This is a genomic window from Solimonas soli DSM 21787 (genome assembly GCF_000474945.1).
Taxonomy (GTDB): Bacteria; Pseudomonadota; Gammaproteobacteria; order Nevskiales; family Nevskiaceae; genus Solimonas; species Solimonas soli.
Genome location: NZ_KI440836.1, coordinates 132842 through 155383 on the forward strand (window position 1 = coordinate 132842; position 22542 = coordinate 155383).

Consider the following 22542-nt stretch of genomic DNA (forward strand, 5'->3'; position numbering starts at 1 on the left):
CCCGGTTCAGAAGTCGTAGCGCAGCGTCGCGACGATGTTGCGCGGCTCGCCGGGCCGCGAGCTGCTGATGTAGAGCGCGCTGTAGTAGTTCTCGTCGAGAAGGTTGTCGATGTTGAGCGAGAGCGTGTAGTGCTGCGCGAGCCGGTAGCGCACGAGCAGGTCGACGAGCACGAGGGCGTCCTGCTTGTAGGTCTGGCCGTCGGGCGTGCCGTCGCTGGTGGTGGTCTTGTCGCGCCAGCGCAGGTTGCCGCCGACCGTCAGTCCGTCGAACGCGCCGCGCAGCGCGTAGCTGCTGAACAGCTTGAAGCTGTTCTTCGGGATCTCGGCGAGCAGGCGCTGGCCGTCGCGATCCTCGGCCTTGGCGTTCGCGAAGCCACCGGCGATCTTCCAGCCCGGCATGATCTCGCCGCCGGCTTCGAGCTCGAAGCCCTGCGCCTTGAGGCCCGAGACCGCATGGTAGGCGACGCTGCCGTCGGGCGCGTAGATGCCGCCACCGTCGGCTTCGGCGTAGTTATCCTGCTCCATGCGGAACAGCGCCGCGCTTGCGTTGAGCCGGCCGCTGAACAGCTCAGCCTTGAGGCCGAGCTCGTAGGTGTTGCCTTCGAGCGGTTGCAGCTTCTTGCCGCTCACGTCTTGCTCGCTGTGCGGCTCGAAGATGCTCGCGTAGCTTGCATATGCCGACAGCGAGCGCGTGAGATCGACGACCAGACCCGCGTAAGGCGTCCATACGCCGTTTTCCTTGATGCCCGGCGTGATCGTGCGGTGGCCTTCGCTGTCCTCGTCCCAGCTCGATTCCTTCCAGTCCGAGAAGCGGCTGCCGAGGATCACGGCGACGCGCTCGGCGGGCTTGAGGCGCAGCACGCCGGCGACGGCGCTCGTTCTCGCGTCGTGTCCGTAGCGATCGCCCGTGGCGCCGAGGTCGGGCTCGGCGACGTCCCCGGTCGCGAACAGCTGATAGACATTGACCGGACGCCAGTAGTCGTCGCCCGCCCACCAGAGCGGATAGCCGGGGCCGTCGGTCCTGTAGCGTGCATGGCTCAGCGTCAGCGCGAGCCGCTGCGGCAGGCCGAGCACCTCGAGGCCGCCCTGCAGGTTCGCGTAGATCGCGTCGAGCCGCAGGTCCGAAGCCCAGCGTCCTGAGAGCAGGTCGCCGCCATCGCCGGTCGCGTGGTCGAGCGCGGGCGCGTACAGGTAACCGATCGTCTCGTCGTACTGGCCGTCCTTGTGCTCGGCATCCACCTGCAGACGCCAGTTACGGCCGAAGCGCTGCACGAGCGAGACGAAGCCGTTGACGCTCTCGCGGTGGAAGTCCGACCATCTCGCGCCGGCATTGGCCGAGCGCGGAAAATTGGTCCGCGTGCCGTCTGTAAAGTAGAGCGGCACGCCACCGCGCGAGCCGCCGGTGTTCTCGAAGTCCTGCCATTCGAGGCCGCCGGTCAGCGTCGTGCTGTCGGTCGCGTCCGCCTCGACCACGCCATACAGCGAGCGGCGCTCGGGCCGCTCGCGCTCGACGAAGCTGCCGTTCTCCTGCCAGGCGCCGGCGACGCGCCCGCGCACGCGCCCGCCCTCGCTCAACGGTCCACCGGCATCGGCCTCGAAACGGTTCAAGTCCCATGAGCCCGCGCCAGCCGCAGCGTGTGCCGTGAAGGTCTCGGTCGGCCGCTTGCGGACCAGATTGATCGTCGCCGACGGCTGGCCAATGCCGGTCATCAGGCCCGTGGAGCCGCGGATGATCTCGACGCGGTCGTAGGCCACCATGTCCGCCGTCTCCTCGGCGAAGCCGTAGATATTGGTCGGCCGTGCAATGCCGTCCACCTGGTAGTTCTGCACGAAGAATCCGCGCGCGACGTAGCCGGTGCTGTCGGTGCCCAGCGCGCCGCTGCGGTTGCTCTCGACGCCGACGACCTGTTCGAGCACCTCCGCAATTTCGTTGAGATTCTGCTCGCGCATGCGCTCCTCCCCGACCACCGTGAGCGACTGCGGTGTCTCGCGCGACGAGAGATATAAGCCCGTGGCATTGCTCGTGCCCAGCACGACCACTTCAGAAACCGGGGCCGGCTCCGGCACCGCCGCGGCCGGCGTTACGACGGGCTCAGGCGCGGTGCCCACGGGCGGCGACCTGCGCAGCACGTAGATGCCGGACGCCTGCTCGCTCGCCTGCAGCTCCGTACCGGCGAGCAGGCGCGCGAAACCGTCGCGCACCGAGTAGCGCCCGCTCAGGCCCGGCGAGCGCAGGCCCTCGACGAGCGCCGGATCGATCGCGACGCTGACGCCGGCGTCGCCCGCGAAGCGCGACAGCGCGTCGGCGAGCGAGCCGGCGGGAATCTCATAGCCCTGCACGGACGCTGCGCTGCCGACATCGGGCTGCGCGGCGGCGATGCCCGCGGCGAGCAAACCGGGCAGCAGCGGCGCGAAGCGCAGCCAGGCGCCGGCGCGCGGTGGACGGACGGATACGGTCGGCCTGCGGCCGTGGCGCTGCTGCTGCATCGGACTCCCCGGTCTTGATCGCGCGACGATCCGCGCTCACCGGGTAGCACGAACGAGCGGCGCGAAAGGGACAGGCTCAGGCCGCGGCCGGCTCCAGCGTCGCCCACCAGCGGCTGCGATAGACCACGCGCACCGGCAGTGTCGCGCCGAGCACGGCGAGTACGCGTTCGGGATCGCGCAGCTGGAAGGCGCCGGAGATGCGCAGCTCGGCGATCGCGGAATCGCAGCGCAGAACGCCGTGACGGTAGCGATCGAGCTCGGCGGCGAAATCGGCGAGGCGCATACGGTCCGCGTACAGCACGCCTGCGCGCCAGCCGGCACTGCGCTCGTCGGCGGCGACGACGGCGCCGATCTCGTCCTCGGTGAAGCTCACGGCCTCGTGCGCCTCGACGCGCCGCCGCACCCGCGCAGCGACGGAACGGATTTCGACCGCACCGTCGAAGACCGCGAGCCGCGTCGCGTCGCCGAGCCTACGCACCGTGAAGCGCGTGCCGAGCGCGCGCAGATGCCCCTGCGGTGTCGCCACCACGAACGGCCGCGTCTCGCCGGCCGCGCCTGCGGTCTCGACGAGGATCTCGCCCTCGACGAGCCGCAGCAGGCGCAGCGCGTCGTCGAACGCGGCCGTCGCGGCGCTCGCAGTGTTGAGCGTAAGCCGGCTGCCGTCGGCGAGGCGCAGCTCGCGAATCTCGCCGACGGCACTGCGATAATCCGCGGTCCACGCGCGCCATGGCAGGGCACGCGAGGCGGCCCAGCCCGCGGGTCCCACGACGATCAGCAGCGCGAGCGTCTTCACGATCCGGCGCCGTTCGTGACGCACGCCGCGATCGAGCGCGCGCATGCCGAGCGCGGCCGGGATGCGGCCGAGACTCGCCTGCAGTTCCAGCGCACGCTGCCAGGCGCGCTCGTGGTCGGCGTGCGCCGCGCGCCAGCGCGCGCAGGCCGCGAGCGTCGCCGCGTCGGCGCCGGCCTGCAAGCGTAGCAACCAGGCGGCCGCCTCGCGCGCAGCGCGGCGCGGCAGCGGCGCGGCGTCGCCGTTCACAGCAGCAGGATGCATTCTTCGTAGCCCCGCGCCACGTAGCGCTTCACCGTGCGCTCGGAGACGCCGAGCCGCGCGGCGATCTGCGCGTAGGGCAGGCCTTCGAGCTGCGCGAGCAGGAAGGCCGTGCGCACGGCCGGCGGCAGGCCGTCGAGCATCGCGTCGATGCGCTGCAGCGTTTCAAGGATGACGCAACGGTCCTCGGCCGACGGCAGCTCGGGCGGCGGCAGCGCCGCGAGCGCGTCGAGATACGCCTGCTCGAGCGCGCGGCGCCGGCCGTGATCGATCAGCAGGCGCCTGGCGATCGTCGACAGATACGGGCGTGGCTCGCGCAGCGGCAGCGCGTCCGGCGCGAGCAGCAGGCGCAGGAACGTGTCCTGCGCGAGCTCCGCGGCATGCTCGGCGCACCCGAGACGGCGCCGCAGCCAGCCGAGCAACCAGCCGTGATGCTCACGGTAGAGCAGTTGCAGCGATGGCGGGGAAGCGAGGGATTCGGACATGCGCGGCGGCCGGACGGGAACTGTGGCCCTGGCTGCACGTGCTGGCTGAGGCGGGATGCCGCAGTGTATTACTGCGAAGAATCGGCCGTCGATAGGGCGCGCCCCCACGGTGCGAGCCAGCCCAGCCAGCGCGGCCGCCAGCTCAACGTGAAGGTGACGATGAGCGCCGCGGCGGCGAGCGGCATCAGCCAGACGAGCACCGCCATCGACGGATGATCGGCCGCCCTGCACAGCAGCAGCGAGGCGACGAGGCCGGCGCCACCGAGCGCGCGCATTGCGCGTACCGTGCCTGCTGCCGGTGCACCTTCATCGCCAGCGCGAGCCAGGCCATGCCGCAGAAGCTGCTGAGCAGCGCGGCCGCGAGCAGCAGCACCTCAGGCATGTGCGGCCTCCAGCGTGTCGTCCTGTGCACGCGCTGCCGCGACGCTGCCGCGCTCGGCGCGACGCAGGCGCCGCGCGGCATGGACGGCGAGCGCGGCGACCGACAGCAGCGCGAGATCGAGGCCTGCGACCGGCCAGTAGCGCTCGGCGACGGTCTTGAGCAGGTGATCGCCCGTCGTCAGCCAGTTCAGCAGCGGCGCGGCGACGCACAGCGCGGCGAGCGCCCAGCACTGCTCGCGCCAGGCCGGCGAGAGTCGTGCCTGCGCGACAGGCGCGCCGCGCCAGGCCGCGTGCAGCAGCGCTGCGAGCCACGCGAACCAGAACACGCGCTCCTCCCAGTCGCCGCGCCGCGGCAGGTCCTCGGGCAACACACGGTTGGCGACGAGGATCGCGGCGGTCGCGATGAGCGTGCCGGTGATCGCGGTCGTCGCCAGCGCGTCGACCCAGCGGATGCCGCCGCTGCCGGTCCTGGCGTGCTGGCGCTTGCGCTTCTCGACGAAGAACACCAAGCCGGTGGCGATGCAGACGCAGCCGGCGAGGCCGCCGAGCATGTAGAACCAGCGTAGCAGCCAGTGGCGGAAGTGCTGCAGATGCAGGCCCGTAAGCCAGTCGTGGAGGCCGTCGACGGCGGACGTTGCGGAGCCTCGCGGATCACCTCGCCGTTTTTGGCGCGGAAATGGATACCCCGCCCGGTTTGCGTCACGCGGTCGGTGCCGGCGCGATAGACGCTGACGTAGCCGTTGGCGTCGCCGGCGTGCGTGACTTCGAGGAAGCCGACTTCACCCGACATGCCACGCGCCGCCCAGCGGCGCCGCGCCTCCTCGACCATGGCGTCGACCGAGGCCGTCGGCGCCGGCACGCCGGCCGGATCGTGCGGAAGGCCGGTCTGCTGGGCCTTGAGCTGTTCGTGCGCATCGTGCTGCGCCTTGAACATGGAGCCGGACACGGGCAGATAGCTGCTCGCGAAGATCACAAGGCCGGAGAACGCGAAGAAGAAGTGGAACGGCAGGGCGACGACGCCGGTAAGGTTATGCAGGTCGAGTACGCTGCGCTGCGTCTGCTTGTGCGGACGGAAGGTGAAGAACTCGCGGAAGATCGTGCGGTGCATGATCATGCCGGTGACGAGCGCGGCAAGCATCGTCAGCGCGGCGAGGCCGACGATCCAGTATCCGAGATTCCTCCAGAGCAGGTGCAAGCTGTAGTGCAGCGGATAGAAAAAGCCGCTTCCGATCTCAAGCTTATCGTCGGAAATCTTCGCGCCGGTGCGCGGATCGATAGTCGCGGTGCCGTAGACGTGCACGTGGTCGACGAACGCGCTCTTAGGCTTGTTCGGCACGTCGAACGCGACGTACATGCCGAGCACCGGATCGCGATGCGTGGTGTACGCGCCGAAGTCGCTCGCGACCAATTTCCCGCGCGGCGGCAGCGGCCCTTCGACCTCGGTCTGCGCGCGATCATAGCTTTCCTCGTCCGGCTCGATGCCGCGGAAGATCGGCAGCAGCATGCGGTCGAACGACGGCATCGGCTGCGGCGCGTAGCGCGTCTCGGGAATCGCCCAGCGGTCGATCTCGCGATCGAACACCGACAGCGTGCCGAAGAAGAAACAGACGATGAGCACGTAACCCAGCACGAGGCCAAACCAGGTGTGCAGCCAGGTCATCGACAGGCGGAAGGACGACAGCATCGTTCGATCTCCGTGATCTCAGGCCAGCGCGCGCCAGCCACCATGCCGGCCGTGCCGGATGCCGTGGCCGAGCCGGCCGGGGCGGACGACCACCGGCGTAGCGCCGCCGCCATGCGCGGCGTGACCCGCGCAGCGCATGGCGGCGCCGCGCGAACCCGCGTCCGACGCCGGTGTCAGCGCGAGTTGTAGCCGACCATGAACATCACGTTGCGCGGCTCGCCGTAATACGTCTGCCGCCAGCCGGTATCGGGACGGTCGATGTAGTTCTTGTCGAAGAGGTTGTTGACGGTCAGCGATGTCCTCCAGTGTTGCGCCACCGTGTAATTGAGCTGCGCGGCGTAGACGGCATAACTGCCCTCGTGCCAGGTCGCGACGCCGTCGGTCGAATAGATATGGCTGCGGAACTTCACGCCGGCACCGACGCCGAGGCCGCTGGCGACGCCCTGCGCGATTCGGTAGTCGCTCCACAGCGAGAACGTGTGGCGCGGGAAGAAGCTGTTGAGCGGCGTGTCTTCCTGACCCGGCGGCGCGGTGATCTGCTTGTTCTCGTTGTAGCCGTAGCCGGCGTTGAGGTTCCAGTTCGGCAGCAGCTGGCCGCCGACTTCGGCCTCGAAGCCCTGGCTGCGCACCTTGCCGGCGGCGACGGCGGCGTCCGGATGATCGTCGTCGCGTCCGTACAGCGCGCGGTTGACGTCCTCGATGCGGTAGAACGACAGGCTGCTGTTGACGCGGCCGTCGAGGTGCTCGCCCTTGATGCCGGCCTCCCACTGGTCGCCGCGGCGCGGCGGCAGGAACTTCAGGTTCACGTCCTTGTCGCTCTGCGGATTGAAGACGCTGCTGTAGCTGCCGTACAGCGAGAACTGCGGCATGAAGTCGTAGATCGCCGCCGCGTACGGCACGAACTTCGCAGGCTCGCTCTGGTCCTCGCCGCCCGGGCTGAAGTCGTCGCTGCGATACCAGCCGAGGCGCCCGCCGCCGATCAGCGTCAGCGGCGCCCACGGCTTGATGCGCGCCTGCGCGTAGACGCCGCTCTGCGTCAGGCCGGTGCGCGAAGCCGGCTCGTCGATGGCGATGTCCGGCTTGGTCACGTGCACGTCCGGCTCGAAGGTATCGAGCACGAAGGTGTCGTCGCCGTAAGTGCTCGCGTTGTACGCATCGTGCGTGCGGAAGCGCTGGTAGTTGGCGCCGAGCAGGACCTGCTGCGCGAGGCCCCACAGCTCGAACGGCTGCGTCCATTGCGCGTCGACGTTGGTCTCGCGCTCGGCCGACCACGAGAAGTACGGCAGCATCAGCACATCGCGCGGATGCGCCGGATCGAACACGCCGTCGTTGTCGGCATCGCCGATCATGCTGTTGCCCCAGGCGATCTGGCTGGCGTTGCGGCGGTCGGTGTAGTTGGCGGAGAGCCTTGCGTTGCCGCCGTTGTCGAACTTCCGCTCCAGCTCGACGAAGCTGCGGTCGCTGCGCTGCGCGGCGTGGTTCCAGTCGGCGCCGATGTAGGTCGAGCGCGGCAGCTGCGGGTACGTGCCGTCGGCGTAGGCGGACAGACCGTAGAACGGCCGGCTCGTGCGCTTCTGCCAGCTGTTGCCGATTGACAGCGTGGTGTCCGGCGTCAGGTCGTATTCGAGCGTCGCGTAGACCATCGGGATGCGCTGGTAGACGTCGTCGACGAAATTGTCGCTGTCCTGATACGACGCGACGACGCGGCCGCGCAGGCTGCCGTCGGCGAGCAGGGGGCCGGTCACGTCGACGTCGCCGGCATCGTTGTCCCAGGAGCCGGCGTAGGCGTGCCCGCTGTAGTTGAAATCCTGCTCGGCGCGCTTGCGCACGAGGTTGATGCTGCCGCCCGGATCGCTGGCGCCCTGCAGCATGCCGGCCGGACCGCGCCAGACTTCGATGCGGTCGTACATCGCCAGCGCGAAGTTGTTCTCGTAGACGCGCAGCGACGACGCCACGCCGTCGATCTGGTAGCGGTCTATCGTGTAACCGCGCGATTCGATCGCCGACGACGTCGTGCCGTAGTTCATCACCTTCATCGCCGTCGTGTACTGCATGGCGTCTTCGATCGTCGCGAAGTTCTGGTCCTCGATGCGCTGGCGGGTGACGACGCTGACCGAGTTCGGCGTCTCGCGCATAGTCTGCGCGCTCTTGCCGATCGTCAGCTTCGGCGACGTGTACGAGCCGCTGCCTTCCGTCGTCGTGTCGTCGATCTGCGCCGTCACCGTGACCGCGCGCAGCTGCGTCGCGCCCTGCACGTCCGGTTCGGCGACGACCGTGTACAGATCGCCCTGCGCCTGCGTGACGAGGCCGCTGCCGGCGAGCAGGCGATCGAGCGCCTCGCGCACGCCGTACTGCCCTTTCAATGCCGCGGCGCGCTTGCCGGCGGCGACGTCGCTGGCGAACACGATCTGCGCGCCGGACTGCCGCGCCAGATTGGCGAGCGCCTTGTCGAGCGCCTCGGCCGGGATGTCGATGTCGACGGCGACCGCGCCGCTCTGCGCGTGCGACACGGCGGCGCCGAGCAGGCCGGCGGCGAACAGCAAAGGCCGCATCTTCGAAATGCGGCGGACCTTATGACTCACGCGAGAACTCCCTGGATGTTTTTCGGCTTCCAGAAGAGTTGCCGTTGCAGCCCGCCCGCAACCCTACCCCGCGGTCGACATCAGCCGCGGCGGCCGTGCCGGCGCGGCCGCCGGCGCGGAGACGATGCGCGCGCCGCCATCGGCGGCGCGCTCGACGCGGACCGGCAGGATGCGCGGCAACAGATCGAGCAGATCGTCGCTGCGTTCGACCGAGAACACGCCGGACAGGCGCAGCTCGCCCAGCTGCGGCGCGGCGAGCGTCAGCGGCGCGCGCCGGTAACGCGCGATCTCGGCCAGCGCCTCGCGCAGCGGCGTGCGGTCGAACACCAGGCGGCCGTCGGTCCACGGCATGCCGCGCTGCGCATCGACGCGCCCGTCCGCAGCGACGCGGCCGCCGCGGACCACCGCGCGTTCGCCGGCGCCGAGCAGCAGGCCTGCCCTGCCGTCGGCCGCTCCGCGCACGGCGACATGGCCGCGCAGCACGGTGACGGCGGTTGCCGCCGGCGTGTCCTCGCGAACATTGAACGCCGTGCCGACGACGCGAATGCGCGCGTCGCCGGCCTCGACGCGGAACGGCCGCCACGCGGTGTGCGCGACATCGAAGAACGCCTGGCCGCGCGTCAGCGTCGCGCGGCGCGAGCGCAGGTGCCAGCTGACGTCGAGACCGCTGCCGGTGTCGAGCGTGACCGTGCTGCCGTCGCGCAGCGCCATGCGGCGATGCTCGCCGATCGCCGTCGCGTAATGCTCGCGCCGGTAGGCCGGGTCCAGCCACAACAGGCCTGCCGTCAGGACCAGCAGCATTGCGCTGGTGCCGGCCGCCTGCTTTATGCGCGCCGGCGTGCGGCGCGCGCTGGCCTGCGGCATCGGGAAACGCTCGCGCAGCGCCTGGCGGTGCCGTGCCAGCGCTTCGTCGGCGGCGGCGCGTTCGCGGGCCGCGGCATCGGTCTCATCCGGCGGGCGCGGCTCAGTCATGGCGATCGTCCGGGCGCGCCAGCGCGGCGCGGCAGGCCAGCATGCCGAGACGCATCTGCTTCTCGACCATCTTCAGCGAAATGCCGAGTCGCGCCGCGACTTCGGCCTGCGGCAGTTCATGAATCTTGTGCATGACGAAGACGTCGCGACGCCGCGGCGGCAGCGCGGCGATGGCCCGTTCGAGGCGCTGCAGTTCCTGTTCGGCGTCGACGGCCTGTTCCTGCGTCGCGGCCGCGCAGGCGACGTCCGGCAGCTCGGCGACGCTGTCGATCCAGCGCCGCCGCCGGTCGTCGGCGCGGCAGCGATCGACCGCCGCGTCGTGCGAAATGCGGCGCAGCAGCGCCAGCGGCGTGTGCGCCTCGCGCTGCGGCTTTTCGAGGATCTGCACGCAGACGTCGTGCACGACCTCGCGCGCGAACGCGCGATCGCCGAAGCGCCGGCGCAGCTCGTCGACCAGCTCGTCGTAATGCGATAGCAGCGAGGACAGCAGCGTCGGCGGCGCCGTCGCGGTGCCGCGGCGGATCGTCATCGGCGGACCACGCGCGTCATGACCCCGCCCCGCCGACGCGAATCGCCATCAGGTCACGCATCGCCTGCCCGCGGCGTGCAGCGCGCCCGTCCCGCGAAGGCGGCGCGCACGACGGGCATCCGCACGCCGGCGCGGCGCGAGCGGCGGCGCGGCGGCGAACGCCGCCACGATGGCATGAATGCACCGGCGCGGTCGCCACGACGTGCGCGCGCCTACCAGCGGTAGCTGACCGTGCCGATCACCTTCGCCGCGTCGCCGTAGAAACAGCCATACGTGCAATTGGCGATGTAGGTCTTGTCGGTCAGATTCGTGGCGTTGACGGCGAAGCGCCAGTGCTCGAGGTCGTAGCCGATCATCGCGTCGAGCACGGTGTACGACGGCGTCGTCAGCGGCAGATAGCGCGCGACGGTGTCGTCGACGTAGCGCCAGCCGACGCCGAGCTGCAGCGCGCGCATCCAGAGCGGCCGCCAGTCCAGCCACAGCGACAGCGTGTTGTACGGCACGCCGCCGCTGCGCCGGCCGATTTCTTCGGGCGTGTTGCTCCTGGTGATGCGCGCATCGGTGTACGCGTAAGAACCGATCACGTTGAGGTCGCGCGCGATCTCGCCGCGCGCCTCGATCTCGACGCCGCGCGAGCGGATCTCGCCGGTCTGCACCGAGTATTCGCTGTCGACCGGATCGGGCGTCAGCACATTGGTTTTCGTCAGGTTGTAGACGGCCAGCGACAGCGAGGTCTTGCCGCTCGGCGGCTGCCAGCGGATGCCGGCCTCGTACTGCTCGCCGACCGTCGGTTCGAAACGCTGGCCGCTGCGGCTGAGCCCGGACTGCAGCTCGAACGACTGGCTGAAGCTGAGGTACGGGGCGATGCCGTGATCGGCCAGATAGACGAAGCCGGCACGGCCGCTGAACGCGTGGTCGCTTTCGTCGGTGCTGAATGACGGCGCCGCCGGATACGTGTTCTTGCTCTCGATCCACGACTCGCGGCCGCCGAGCAGCACGACCCAGTGTTCGTCGAGCTTGATCTGATCCTGCAGATAGACGCCGGCGCGCTCGTAGTCGGCCACGCCGCTGTACGGACTCGGCGCACGCGGGCCCGGTTCTTCGGCGCCGTAGACCGGGTCGTAGAGGTCGAGCGGGCCGAGCGTGCGGTCGTAGCGCGCCGTCGTCCATTTCTGCCGCGAGTAATCGACGCCGGCGAGCAGCGTCTGCTCGACGCGGCCGCGCGCGGGGCGATATTCGAGATGGGTATCGGCGGCCGCCGTCCACGAATGCTCGTCGCGATCGTTGCCGGAACGCTTGATCGTGCGCAGGTCGTCTTCGAGGCCGTCGATGAAGATCAGGTCGAAGACGTTGTCGGCGCGCGAGAAGCTGAGGCTGTTGCGCAGCTTCAGATCGTCGGAGAAGGCGTGCTCGAACAGCGAGCTGATGTCCTTCTGCTCGTTCACGACGTTGTCGTAGTCCGGCTCGCCGGTGAACAGATGCCGCGACACCTCGCCGTTCGGATTCGGATCCTGGCCGAGGCCGACGACTTCCGGCGGCAGCGCATAGACGTACATCGTCTTGCTGCGCTGATAGTAGCCCTGCAGGTCCCAGCTGGTCCGCTCGTCCGGCTGCCAGTGCAGCGCCGGGCCGAAATACACGCGGTCGTCCGGCACGTAGTGGATGAACGTGTCGCTGTCGCGCGCCAGCGCCGTCAGACGGTACGACCAGCGGCCGGCCTCGTCGAGCGCGTCGCCGGCGTCGACGGAAATCTGCCTGCGCGCATAGCTGCCGTATTCGACGTTGACTTCGCCGAACGGCGCGCCGCCGGCCTTCTTGCTGACCATGTTGATGACGCCGCCCGGCTCGGCGTCGCCGTACAGCACCGCCGACGCGCCCTTGAGGAAGTCGATGCACTCGAGCCCGTAGGGCTCCTGCTTGCCGTCGAAGACGTTGACGCCGATGCGCATGCCGTCGCGGAAATACGCGCCGTAGCTGTTGAACGCCTCGAAGCCGCGGATCGTCAGGCTGTCGCCGGTCAGGTCGGCATTGCCTTCGTTGGTGACGAGGCCGGCCGTGTACGCGAACGCCTGTTCGAGGCTGCGGATCTTCTGCGTCTCGATCTGCTCGCGCGTCACCGTCGAGATCGATTGCGGAATTTCCAGCACCGGCGTGTCGGTCTTGGTGCCCGATACGCTGCGGCGCGCGACGTAGCCCTCGGCCGGCGTCTCGACGTCCGCCGTCACGTGCACCGCTTCGAGCTGCGTGACGTCACGGCCCGATGCGGGCGGTCCGGCCGCAGCCGCGGCGGCCGTGTCCGGTGCCGTCTGCGCGCCTGCGGCGCCGACGATCAGCGCCAGCGCGCATCCGCACGCGGCGCGGCGCGCGCCGTGTCCAGGAAAACACCTCATGTGCCCAGCTCCCCGATGCGCCTGAAAAACAGCATGGGGCGCCGCCGCACGCCGTGCGCCGCGCGAGCCGGCCGTCAGGCCGGTGAACGTGTGCGTCGTGATGCATGGCCGCCCCGGATGATCCGCGCGTGGCGGATTCGAAATGTGCGGTGGCGACCTCGGCTGCCGCGGAAATGCCGGATCGGCGGCGAATGGCCGCGCCCGGCAGGACGCGGACTCTACTGCAGAATGAGAGTGACTCTCAACAACGGCGCCCCACGAGGGCGCCCGACAAGGGCAACGGTCATCGCGCCTGCTCGGCCTCGGCGTCGTCGAGCTTCCGCCTGGCCTGCTCGTTGGCGTCGAGCGCGGCATCGACCTTGTCGGCGATCGCGTTGCCGGCGTAGCCGATCGCCTCGGTGTTGCGGATGCCGCGCGTCTCGTCGCGGCCCTGCGGCGCGGCCGCGTCGACGTGCTGCGGCTTGTCCTTCGGATGGCAGGCGCCGAGCAGCACGGCCGCGGCGGCCAGACTGATAACGATGGAACGATTCATTGCGCACCTCCTGCGTCGTAGCCGCGAGTCTAGCGCGGCGCGCGCCTCGTGCCGCACAATCGCGGGCGCTCGCGGCGCAGGCCCGCCGCGACGCCACGGCCGCCGCGATCGCGCGGGCGGCCTCACGGAAGCCCTGGGAGCAGCGATGAACGACACCGGCGCGGCACAAGCCGCCGCGATCAATTCCCCGCGCCGCGTGTTGTTCGCGAGCCTGATCGGCACGACGATCGAGTTCTTCGACTTCTACATCTACGCGACCGCCGCCGTTCTCGTCTTTCCGAAGCTGTTCTTCCCGGCCTCCGATCCGGCGTCGGCGACGCTGCAGTCGCTCGCCACCTTCGCGATCGCCTTCTTCGCCCGGCCGGTCGGCTCGGCGCTGTTCGGCCATTTCGGCGACCGCATCGGCCGCAAGGCGACGCTGGTCGCCGCCCTGCTGACCATGGGCCTGTCGACGGTGATCATCGGCCTGCTGCCGACCTACGCGACGATCGGCGTGCTGGCGCCGCTCGGCCTGGCGCTGTGCCGTTTCGGCCAGGGCCTCGGCCTCGGCGGCGAATGGGGCGGCGCCATCCTGCTCGCCACCGAGAACGCCCCGCCCGGCCAGCGCGCCTGGTACGGCATGTTCCCGCAGCTCGGCGCGCCGCTCGGCTTCATCTGCTCCGGCGGCATCTTCCTGCTCCTCTCCGAGCTGCTCAGCGACACGCAGTTCTTCGCCTGGGGCTGGCGCATTCCCTTCATCGCCAGCTCGCTGCTGGTGCTGATGGGCCTCTACGTGCGTCTCAAGATCAGCGAGACGCCGGCCTTCCAGAAAGCGCTCGATCGCGAAGAACGCGTGCGCGTGCCGATGCTCACCGTGTTCCGCGCGCATCCGAAGGCGCTGCTGCTCGGCACCCTGATCGCCGTTGCCACTTTCGTGCTGTTCTACCTGATGACGGTGTTCGCGCTGGCCTGGGGCACGACGGCGCTCGGCTATCCGCGCCAGCAGTTCCTGATGATCCAGCTGTTCGGCATCCTGTTCTTCGCGCTGACGATCCCGTTCTCGGCGAAGTTCGCCGATCGTCACGGCCGCCGCCGCACGCTGCTCTGGGTCACCGCCGGCATCGCCGCCTTCGGCTTCGTGCTGGCGCCGCTGTTCGGCGCCGGTCTGGCCGGCGTGCTCGTCACGCTGGCGCTCGGCCTGTCGCTGATGGGCCTCACCTATGGCCCGCTCGGCACCATCCTTTCCGAGCTGTTCCCGACCGCCGTGCGCTACACCGGCGCCTCGCTGACCTTCAACCTGGCCGGCATCGTCGGCGCCTCGCTGGCGCCCTACATCGCCACCTATCTGGCGAAGACCTACGGCCTGCAGTTCGTCGGCTACTACCTCAGCGCCGCCGCGCTGCTGACTTTTGCGGCGCTGTGGTTCACGCACGAGACGAAGGACGCGCAGATCGGGTAGCGGAGGAAATCATTCCCTCTCCCCTGCGAAGGGGCGAGGGCGAGGGTGAGGGGCATTCGATCGAGCGGCGCGGCGAGCAAGAGCCCCTCACCCCAACCCTCTCCCCACGTCCGTGGGGAGAGGGAGCAAAAATGACGAGGAGACGTGGATGCTGGGCCTGACCCGTTACCAATGGATCGTGCTGTTCGCCGCCTGGCTCGGCTGGGGCTTCGATCTGTTCGACAGCATCCTCTTCAACTTCGTCGCACCGAACTGCGTGCCGACCTTGCTGCACCTGCCGATCGGCTCGCCGGAGGCCAAGCAGGCGACGCTGTACTGGACCGGCATCCTGACCTCGGTGCTGCTCGTCGGCTGGGCCGCCGGCGGCATCCTGTTCGGCTACATCGGCGACCGCATCGGCCGCACGCGCACGATGCTGCTGACCATCCTCATGTACGCGCTCGGCACCGCGGCCTGCGCGTTCGCGCCGAACATCTGGGTGCTGCTCGCCTGTCGCATCGTCGTCTCGCTCGGGCTCGGCGGCGAGTGGGCGGCGGGCGCCTCGATGGTCGCCGAGGTGATGCCGGAGCATCGCCGCGTCGAAGGCGGCGCGCTGCTCTACACCTCGGCGGCCTTCGGCACGACGCTGGCGACCCTGGTCAACCTGCAGATCGCCGGCCACTGGTTCGCCGACCAGCCGGAAGTGTCGTGGCGCTACGTGTTCCTCTGCGGCCTGATCCCGGCCGTCGTCGCCTTCGGCGTCCGCCTGTTCGTGCGCGAGCCGGAGCGCTGGCTGCACGCGGCGCGGCATGCGGTGCCGCCGACGCTCGGCGAGATCTTCTCGCCGCAGCTGCGCCGCTTCACCTTCAGTGGCCTGTTCATGGCGGTCGTCGCGCTGGTCACCTGGTGGAGCTGCAACGCCTTCCTGCCGACCTTCGCGACCGGCCTCGCGCAGGTCGAGGCGGCGACGCGCGGCTTCGATCGCGGCGCCACGCTCAAGCTGGTCGAGCACTGGAAGTTCACGGCGACCATGGCCTTCAACACCGGCGGCCTGATCGGCACCCTGCTGACGATTCCGGCCGCGAAAATCCTCGGCCGCCGGCCGATGTTCGCGATCTACTTCGCGGCCTCGGCGGCGGCGATCTTCTTCACCTTCGGCGCGCCGCTCGAGGCGCACACGCGCCTGTACGGTTACTTCCTGATCGGCCTGTCGGTGTTCGGTGTCTTCGGCAGCTTCACCTACTACCTGCCCGAACTGTTCCCGACGCGCCTGCGCGCGACCGGGGCCGGCTTCTGCTACAACGCCGGCCGCTTCATCGCCGCCGGCGGGCCCTTCCTCGTCGGCCTGTACAGCGCCAAGGTGGCGGGCGGCGCGATCGGCGTGCTGTTCTGGATCGGCGCCGTGCCGCTGATCGGCGTGCTGCTGATTCCCTGGGTGATCGAAACCAAGGGTCGCGCGCTGGCGGACTGAACGAACTGCCAAGGGGAGAACCATGCATGCGCCCGATTACCGCCGCTACGTCGTCGTGCTCGTCGCCGTCTATGCCGTGCTGTGGGCGGCGCTGGCGATCAGGCCCTACGATCGCCACGACTGGCTGCTGGAGAACGCGCTGGTGCTCGCCTTCGGCCTCGGCCTGTGGGCCTCGCACCGGCACTTCGTGTTCTCGCGCGTTTCGTACACGCTGATCTTCGTCTACCTCTGCCTGCACGCGATCGGCGCGCACTACACCTACGCCGAGGTTCCATACGAAGCCGCCTGGCGCGCGCTGAGCGGCCACAGCTTCAACGCCATGCTCGGCTGGGACCGCAACAACTTCGATCGCCTCGTGCACTTCAGCTACGGCTTCCTGCTCGCCTATCCGCTGCGCGAGGTGTTCCTGCGCGTCGCCGACGCGCGCGGCTTCTGGGGCTACTTCCTGCCGCTCGATTTCACGCTGTCGACCTCGGCGCTGTACGAGCTGATCGAGTGGGCGGCGGCCGAGTGCTTCGGCGGCGATCTCGGCGTCGCCTATCTCGGCACGCAGGGCGACATCTGGGACGCGCAGAAGGACATGGCCTGCGCCGGCCTCGGCGCGCTGCTGGCGATGCTGATCACCGCTGCGCTGAACGCCTGGCTGCAGCGCGACTTCGCGCGCGAGTGGAGCGAGAGCCTGAAGATCAAGGATCACCGCCCTTACGGCGAGAACGAGATCGCGCGCATGCTCGACGAGAGCCGCGGCGAGCGCCGCTGAGCCTTACGCCGCCCCGCGCTGGCCGAGCCAGACACCGGCCGCCGCCAGCGCGAAGCCGAGCGCATCGTGCCAGCCGAAGCGCGCGCCGAGCGCGAGCGCGGCGAGCAGAGCGGTCGCCGGCGGCACCAGATAGAACAGGCCGGCGGTGCGCGCCGCGCCGCCGTGCCGCAGCAGCCAGAGATAGAGCAGCAGGCCGGCGCAGGAGTTGACGAGAATCACCCAGGCGACGCCGGCATAGAGCGCGGCGCCCGGACGCAGTCGCAGACCTTCCAGCGTGACGGCGAAAGGCAGCAGCACGACCAGCGAGGCGAGCAGCTGGACGAGCAGCGCGAGGCGCGGATCGAGCGCCGTCGCGTGGCGTTTCTGGTAGAGCGTGCCGCCGCTCAGCGACAGCAGGGCGAGCAGCATGCAGCCGTAGCCGAGTACGGAGCCCGGCGCGCGCAGATCGGGCAGCACCACGAGCAGCACGCCGGCGAGGCCGAGCGCGAGACCGAGCGCCGCTTCGCGTCGCAGGCGCTCGCCGAGCAGCAGGGCCGCGCCGAGCGCCGTGGTCAGCGGCATGAGCCCGGTGATCAGTCCGGCCGCCGCCGCCGGCACGCCGACGCGCAGCGCCGCATAGGTGAAGCCGAAAAAGCCGGCCTGCAGCAGCAGGCCGGCGATCGCCGCATGCGCGAGCGTCGTCGCGCCGGCGCGCGGCGCCACAGCAGCCACAGGCCGATCAGCGCCGCCGAGCCGGCGAAGCGCAGCACCGCCAGCGTGAACGGCCCGCTGCCGCGCAGGGCGAAGGCGGCGGCGATGTAGCCGCTGCTCCACAGCGCCACGAAGGCGAGCCCGGCGAGACTCGCCGCGGGGGCCCGCTTCGAGGCGGGATGAGCCGGCTCCTGCATGCGCTCTCCAGGATCGTGCGGCGGCCAGGGCGGCCACGGCCGGCATTCTAGGCGTGTCGGCGCGCGTCACGTCGCCGCGCGCCGAGGCACGTAGAATGCGGACCGATCCACGCCGTCCCGCTTGCTGATCGATCGCCGATGAAAGACGCCATCCTGCACAACCCGCGCTGCTCGAAGAGCCGCGAGGCCCTCAAGCTGCTGCGCGAGCGCGGCATCGAGCTGCCGGTGCTCGAATACCTGCAGCAGCCCCTGTCGAAGCATGAGCTGCGCGAACTGTGCGCGCTGCTCGGCGTGAAGCCGCTCGAACTCGTGCGCACCAAGGAGGAACTGTTCGGCGAGCTGGGCCTGGCGAAGGACAATGGCTACAGCGACGCGCAATGGCTCGACGTGCTGGCCAGCCATCCGAAGCTGCTGGAGCGGCCGATCGTCGTCTACCGCGGCCGCGCGGCCGTGGGTCGTCCGCCGGAGAAGGTTCTCGATCTGCTGTAGCCGACGCCCATCGCGTCGACACTAGCCCGCCGCGGCGCGCGGTGCGCCGATGCGCAGCGCGAGACGGCGCAGCACCGGCCGCAGCACGAGAAACAGCAGCGCGGCGACCGGCGCCGCCAGCAGCGTCCAGACACCGATCCCGTACAGCACCACGCAGCCGTAGTCGACGAGGAACTGGCGCGGGCCGGCCTCGAAGCGCGCGGCCAGATCGCCGACCGAGAGAATCGGCACGTGCTCCTGGCGGAACAGCGTCTCGCCGGCGCGGTAGAACGGCAGCAGCAGCGCCAGATGCAGCGGCGTCAGCAGATAGTTCGCCAGCTGCATCAGCGGCTGGTTGAGGCGCAGCCAGATCGCGGCGATCACGCAGAGAAAGGTCGTCGCGCCGAACACCGGGAACACGCCGAGCACGGCGGCCAGCGCCAGTGTCAGCGCGATGCTGTCCGCCGAAATGCCCTGGCGCAGCTGGGCGACGATCGGCTCGACGACGCGTCGCCGCCAGAAATCCTGCGGGCCGCCGGCGCTCAAGGCCTGGCCAGCGGTTCGAGATGCGGCCACACCGCATCGAGGATCTTCGGCTCCGACGTGGCCAGCGGATGGATGCCGTCGTCCTGGAACGCCGCCGGATCGGTGGCGATCGGCGCGAGCAGGAACGGCACCAGCGGCGCGCCGTGGTGGCGCGCGACGAGCGCGAAGCTCGCCGCGAACTGCTGCGCGTAGTCGGCGCCGTAGTTCGGCGGCAGCAGCATCTCGAAGATCACCGGCCGCGCGCCGGCCTTGCTGGCGAGCATGGCGATGCGGTCGAGGTTGTCGCGCAGTTTCGCCACCGGCAGGGCGCGCAGGCCGTCGTTGCCGCCAAGCTCGACGAGCACCAGCGCCGGCTTGTGCTGCGCGAGCAGGGCCGGCAGGCGCGCGAGTCCGCCGGCCGTGGTTTCGCCGCTGACGCTGGCGTTGACGACGCGCGCGCGATAGCCTCGTTCGCTCAGCCGCTGCTGCAGCAAGGCGACCCAGCCGCGCGACTGCGGAATGCCGTAGGCCGCGCTGAGACTGTCGCCGAGCACCAGCCAGGTCGGCACGGCGCCGGTCGCGGCGGCCGCGTCCTGCGCCTGAACCAGACCCGCCGACGCGAGCAGCGCACAAGAGATCAGGAAACGTTTGAGCATGGCTTCGGACATTGCGGTTTCGGACTTCGCCGTTCGCGCAAGAGGGGTGAGCAAACAGGTTAGCAGCGGCGGCACGCCGCTGACGATCCTCGACGCCGTCGATCTCGACATCGCCGCCGGCGAATCGCTGGCCATCGTCGGCAGCAGCGGCTCGGGCAAGACCACGCTGCTGTCGCTGCTGGCCGGGCTCGACCTGCCGACGCGTGGCGAGATCAGCCTCGCCGGCGCGTCGCTGACCGCGCTCGACGAGGACGCGCGCGCCGCGCTGCGCGCCGGCCGCGTCGGCTTCGTGTTCCAGTCGTTCCAACTGCTGGCCGGCTTCACCGCGCTGGAGAACGTCATGCTGCCGGCCGAACTCGCCGGCCTCGCCGACGCGCGCACGCGCGCCAGCGCGGCGCTCGAGCGCGTCGGCCTCGGCGCGCGGCTCGAGCACTATCCCGCGCAGCTGTCCGGCGGCGAACAGCAGCGCGTCGCGCTGGCGCGCGCCTTCTGCGGCGAGCCGGCCATCCTGTTCGCCGACGAACCGACCGGCAATCTCGACACCGCGACCGGCGCACGCATCATCGACCTGCTCTTCGAGATGAACCGCGCGCGCGGCACGACGCTGATCCTGGTCACGCACGACGCCAGCCTCGCCGAACGCTGCGCGCGGCGCGTCACGCTCAGCGGCGGACGGCTGCAGGCGCCATGAGCGGCGGTTCGTCACTGGCGTTCGCCCTGCGCCGCCTGCGCCGCGGCTGGCGCTCGGGCGAGCTGCTGATCGTGCTGCTCGCGCTCGGCATCGCCGTGGCCGCGAGCGGCTCGGTGCATCTTTTCACGGAGCGCGTGCGCCTGGCGATCGGCGAGCAGAGCGGCGACACGCTCGGCGCCGACCTCGTCTTCAGCGGCCGCGATCCGCTGCCGGCGGCGCTGCGCGCGCAGACCGCGGCGCCGGGCCTGCGCACGCTCGACGTCACGCAGTTCTCCAGCGTCGTGTTCGCGGGCGACGCGTCGGCGCTGGTGTCGATCAAGGCGGTCGCCGACGGTTATCCGCTGCGCGGCGAGCTGCGCCTGGCGGCGCAGCCCTTCGGCGAAACGCATGTTGCGCACGGCGCGCCGCCGCGCGGCGCGGCCTGGGTCGACGCGCGGCTGTGGCAGGATCTCCAGCTCGCGCCGGACGCCGTGCTGCAGGCCGGACGCCTGCAGCTGCGCGTCGCCGCCGTGCTCGACAACGAGCCGGACCGCGGCAACGGCTTCGCCGATCTGGCGCCGCGCCTCATCCTCAATGCCGCTGATCTTCCGGCGAGCGGTCTTCTGGTGCCCGGCAGCCGCGCGCAGTACAGCCTCTACGTGGCCGGCGAGCGCGCCGCGCTCGCACCCTTGCGCGAACTCGAACTGCCGCGCGGCGTGAAGCGCACGACGCCGCAGGACGCGCGTCCCGAGCTGCGCAATTCGATCGCGCGCGCCGGCCAGTTCCTCGATATCGCCGTGCTCGCCGCGACGCTGCTCGCCTGCGCCGCCGTCGCCCTCGCCGCGCGCCAGTACGGCGAGAAGCTGCGCGACGAGATCGCGCTGCTCAAGTGCCTCGGCGCGCGCCGGGCATTCCTGACGCGCGCGCTGCTGCTGCAACTGCTGCTGCTCGGCCTCGTCGCCGGCGCCGCCGGCGCGCTGCTGGCGTATCTGGCGCAGCAGGTGCTGGCGCGCGTGCTCGGCGGACTGATGCAGCTCGCGCTGCCGCCGGCGCCGCTGCTGCCGCTCGTCGCGGCGGCGGCGCTGGGACTCCTGCTGCTGCTCGGCTTCGCCGCGCCGCCGCTGCTCGCCGCGCGCAACACGCCGCCGCTGCGCGTGTTCCAGCGCGCCGAGGGCGGCATGCCGGCGACGCGCGTCGTCACCCTGTTCGCGCTGGCGACGTCGGCGGCGCTGCTGTGGTTCGCGACCGGCGACGTGCAGCTCGCGGCCTGGGTGCTCGCCGGCAGCGCGGCGACGCTCGCCGCGCTCGCCCTGGCGGCCTGGCTGCTGGTGCGCGGCCTGACGCCGCTGCGCCGGCGCGCCGGCGGCGGCGGCTTCGCCTGGCGCTTCGGGCTCGGCAATATCGCGCGGCGGCGCGGCGCGACGATCGCCCAGGTCACCGCGCTCGGCCTGTCGCTGCTGGCCCTGCTGCTGGTGTCGGTGGTGCGCGAGGATCTGCTCTCGACTTGGCGCAAGAAGCTGCCGGACGACACGCCGAACCAGTTCCTCATCAACATCCAGACCGAGCAGCGCGAGCCGCTGAAAGCCTTCTTCGCCAAGCACGGCTATGCCGATCTCGTGCTGTGGCCGATGGCGCGCGGCCGCCTCGTGGCGCTGAACGGCCGCGAAGTGACGCCGGAGTCCTTCCCCGACCCGGAGACGCAGCGCTGGATCAACCGCGACTTCAATCTGTCGTGGAGCAATACGCTGAACCCCGACAACCGCATCACGCAGGGCGAGTGGTGGGGCGAAGCCGGCCGCGGCCAGCCCTGGCTGTCGGCCGACCAGTACGCGATCGAGCGCCTGCAGCTGAAGATCGGCGACACCATGACGCTGGACTTCGCCGGCACGCAGCAGACCTTCACGGTGAAGAACTTCCGCACCGTCGACTGGGACAGCTTCAGGCCGAACTTCTTCCTGATGGCGCCGGACGGCACCGTCGCCGACGAGGTGCCGCGCCAGTACCTGACCAGCTTCTACCTGCCGCGCGACCGGCGCGCGCTGCTGCGCGAACTGGTCGGCGCCTTCCCCAACGTCAGCGTGCTCGACGTCGACGCGCTGATGTCGCAGGTGCGCGGCATCATCGACCGCATCGTGCGCGCGGTGGAGTTCATCTTCCTGTTCACGCTCGCCGCCGGCCTCGCCGTGCTGCTCGCGGCGATCGAGGGCACGCGCGCCGAGCGCGTGCGCGAGACGGCGCTGTTGCGCACGCTCGGCGCGCGCACCGCACTGATCGCGCGCGGCCTCGCCGCCGAGTATCTGGTGCTCGGCGCACTCGCCGGCCTGGTCGCGGCGATCGCCGCGCAGACCCTGGCCTGGACGCTGGCGGCGCAGGTCTTCCACATTGCCTACGGGCCGCGCCCGCTGCTGTGGCTGATCGGCATGGCCGGCGGCGCGGCCATCGTCTGCGCGCTCGGCTGGCTGTCGCTGCGCTCGACCCTGCGCACGCCGCCGAGCGTCGTGCTGCGGCAGGGCTGAGCCGGCGCCGGGCGCGGCGCGGCGCCGCCCGCTGGGCGTTTTTCCGCCAGACGCCACGATTGTTTAGAATTGCGGCCCC

At 70.5% G+C, this 22542-nt stretch carries 18 protein-coding genes and 1 pseudogene; 6 read left to right on the forward strand and 13 right to left on the reverse strand.

Features of this window, described 5'->3' with window-relative positions; all coding sequences use genetic code 11:
• Nucleotides 1-6: 6 nt before the first annotated feature.
• The 10 genes and pseudogenes from K344_RS21565 to K344_RS0112730 all read right to left on the reverse strand — a co-directional run bounded on the left by K344_RS21565 (nucleotide 7) and on the right by K344_RS0112730 (nucleotide 13093).
• Nucleotides 7-2487 carry a TonB-dependent siderophore receptor gene (locus tag K344_RS21565; protein WP_051362196.1) on the reverse strand — a complete coding sequence of 827 codons (2481 nt, stop codon included), beginning with the start codon at nucleotides 2485-2487 and terminating at the stop codon, nucleotides 7-9.
• Nucleotides 2488-2563: 76 nt separating this feature from the next.
• Nucleotides 2564-3541 (reverse strand): FecR domain-containing protein, encoded by a 978-nt coding sequence (locus K344_RS0112685; protein ID WP_051362197.1) that lies wholly within the window; start codon nucleotides 3539-3541, stop codon nucleotides 2564-2566.
• Nucleotides 3523-4023: a sigma-70 family RNA polymerase sigma factor gene (locus K344_RS0112690; protein ID WP_028080983.1), complete on the reverse strand. Its 501-nt coding sequence runs from the start codon at nucleotides 4021-4023 to the stop codon at nucleotides 3523-3525. Before K344_RS0112690 ends, K344_RS0112685 begins: the two co-directional genes overlap by 19 nt.
• Before the next feature lie 68 nt (nucleotides 4024-4091).
• Entirely contained in the window at nucleotides 4092-4298 is a 207-nt protein-coding gene (locus K344_RS21570; RefSeq protein ID WP_211234541.1) for a DUF3325 family protein, read from the reverse strand.
• Nucleotides 4299-4397: 99 nt separating this feature from the next.
• A pseudogene (locus tag K344_RS25005) lies at nucleotides 4398-6088 on the reverse strand (PepSY-associated TM helix domain-containing protein).
• 173 nt (nucleotides 6089-6261) lie between these two features.
• Complete coding sequence (locus tag K344_RS21580) at nucleotides 6262-8670, reverse strand: TonB-dependent siderophore receptor (RefSeq protein WP_157622915.1); 2409 nt, start codon at nucleotides 8668-8670, stop codon at nucleotides 6262-6264.
• A gap of 63 nt (nucleotides 8671-8733) precedes the next feature.
• On the reverse strand, nucleotides 8734-9642 hold the full coding sequence (locus tag K344_RS21585) for a FecR family protein (protein ID WP_084197394.1): 909 nt from the start codon (nucleotides 9640-9642) through the stop codon (nucleotides 8734-8736).
• Entirely contained in the window at nucleotides 9635-10171 is a 537-nt protein-coding gene (locus K344_RS0112715) for an RNA polymerase sigma factor (RefSeq protein ID WP_043114458.1), read from the reverse strand. The genes K344_RS21585 and K344_RS0112715 overlap by 8 nt, the downstream gene beginning before the upstream one ends.
• Before the next feature lie 212 nt (nucleotides 10172-10383).
• Complete coding sequence (locus K344_RS21590; RefSeq protein WP_051362199.1) at nucleotides 10384-12561, reverse strand: TonB-dependent siderophore receptor; 2178 nt, start codon at nucleotides 12559-12561, stop codon at nucleotides 10384-10386.
• Nucleotides 12562-12844: 283 nt separating this feature from the next.
• Nucleotides 12845-13093: a hypothetical protein gene (locus K344_RS0112730; protein ID WP_028080985.1), complete on the reverse strand. Its 249-nt coding sequence runs from the start codon at nucleotides 13091-13093 to the stop codon at nucleotides 12845-12847.
• A gap of 145 nt (nucleotides 13094-13238) precedes the next feature.
• Here K344_RS0112730 and K344_RS0112735 point away from each other — a divergent pair, with 145 nt between their 5' ends.
• From K344_RS0112735 to K344_RS21595, 3 genes are all read left to right on the forward strand, one after another.
• The gene (locus tag K344_RS0112735) at nucleotides 13239-14531 is read left to right on the forward strand and encodes an MFS transporter (RefSeq protein WP_028080986.1); all 1293 of its coding nucleotides are present in this window, start codon (nucleotides 13239-13241) and stop codon (nucleotides 14529-14531) included.
• 148 nt (nucleotides 14532-14679) lie between these two features.
• Nucleotides 14680-15981: an MFS transporter gene (locus K344_RS0112740; RefSeq protein WP_028080987.1), complete on the forward strand. Its 1302-nt coding sequence runs from the start codon at nucleotides 14680-14682 to the stop codon at nucleotides 15979-15981.
• 22 nt (nucleotides 15982-16003) lie between these two features.
• Nucleotides 16004-16741 (forward strand): DUF2238 domain-containing protein, encoded by a 738-nt coding sequence (locus K344_RS21595; protein ID WP_043114459.1) that lies wholly within the window; start codon nucleotides 16004-16006, stop codon nucleotides 16739-16741.
• A 3-nt stretch (nucleotides 16742-16744) separates the two neighbouring features.
• Here K344_RS21595 and K344_RS21600 read toward each other — a convergent pair whose 3' ends face one another.
• Nucleotides 16745-17452 carry an EamA family transporter gene (locus K344_RS21600; protein ID WP_245586211.1) on the reverse strand — a complete coding sequence of 236 codons (708 nt, stop codon included), beginning with the start codon at nucleotides 17450-17452 and terminating at the stop codon, nucleotides 16745-16747.
• 314 nt (nucleotides 17453-17766) lie between these two features.
• Between K344_RS21600 and arsC the strand changes: the two genes are divergently transcribed.
• On the forward strand, nucleotides 17767-18117 hold the full coding sequence (arsC, locus tag K344_RS0112755; protein ID WP_028080988.1) for an arsenate reductase (glutaredoxin): 351 nt from the start codon (nucleotides 17767-17769) through the stop codon (nucleotides 18115-18117).
• 21 nt (nucleotides 18118-18138) lie between these two features.
• Here the strand turns inward: arsC and K344_RS0112760 are convergent, their stop codons facing one another.
• Nucleotides 18139-18642, reverse strand: a complete 504-nt coding sequence (locus K344_RS0112760) for a DUF2062 domain-containing protein (protein WP_028080989.1) — start codon at nucleotides 18640-18642, stop codon at nucleotides 18139-18141.
• Nucleotides 18639-19277, reverse strand: a complete 639-nt coding sequence (locus K344_RS0112765) for an arylesterase (RefSeq protein ID WP_436278830.1) — start codon at nucleotides 19275-19277, stop codon at nucleotides 18639-18641. Before K344_RS0112765 ends, K344_RS0112760 begins: the two co-directional genes overlap by 4 nt.
• On the opposite strand from K344_RS0112765, the gene K344_RS0112770 reads away from it, so the two are divergent.
• On the forward strand, nucleotides 19276-19968 hold the full coding sequence (locus tag K344_RS0112770) for an ABC transporter ATP-binding protein (protein ID WP_028080990.1): 693 nt from the start codon (nucleotides 19276-19278) through the stop codon (nucleotides 19966-19968). The genes K344_RS0112765 and K344_RS0112770 overlap by 2 nt on opposite strands.
• Nucleotides 19965-22463: an ABC transporter permease gene (locus tag K344_RS0112775; protein WP_028080991.1), complete on the forward strand. Its 2499-nt coding sequence runs from the start codon at nucleotides 19965-19967 to the stop codon at nucleotides 22461-22463. The genes K344_RS0112770 and K344_RS0112775 overlap by 4 nt, the downstream gene beginning before the upstream one ends.
• Nucleotides 22464-22542 lie beyond the last annotated feature (79 nt).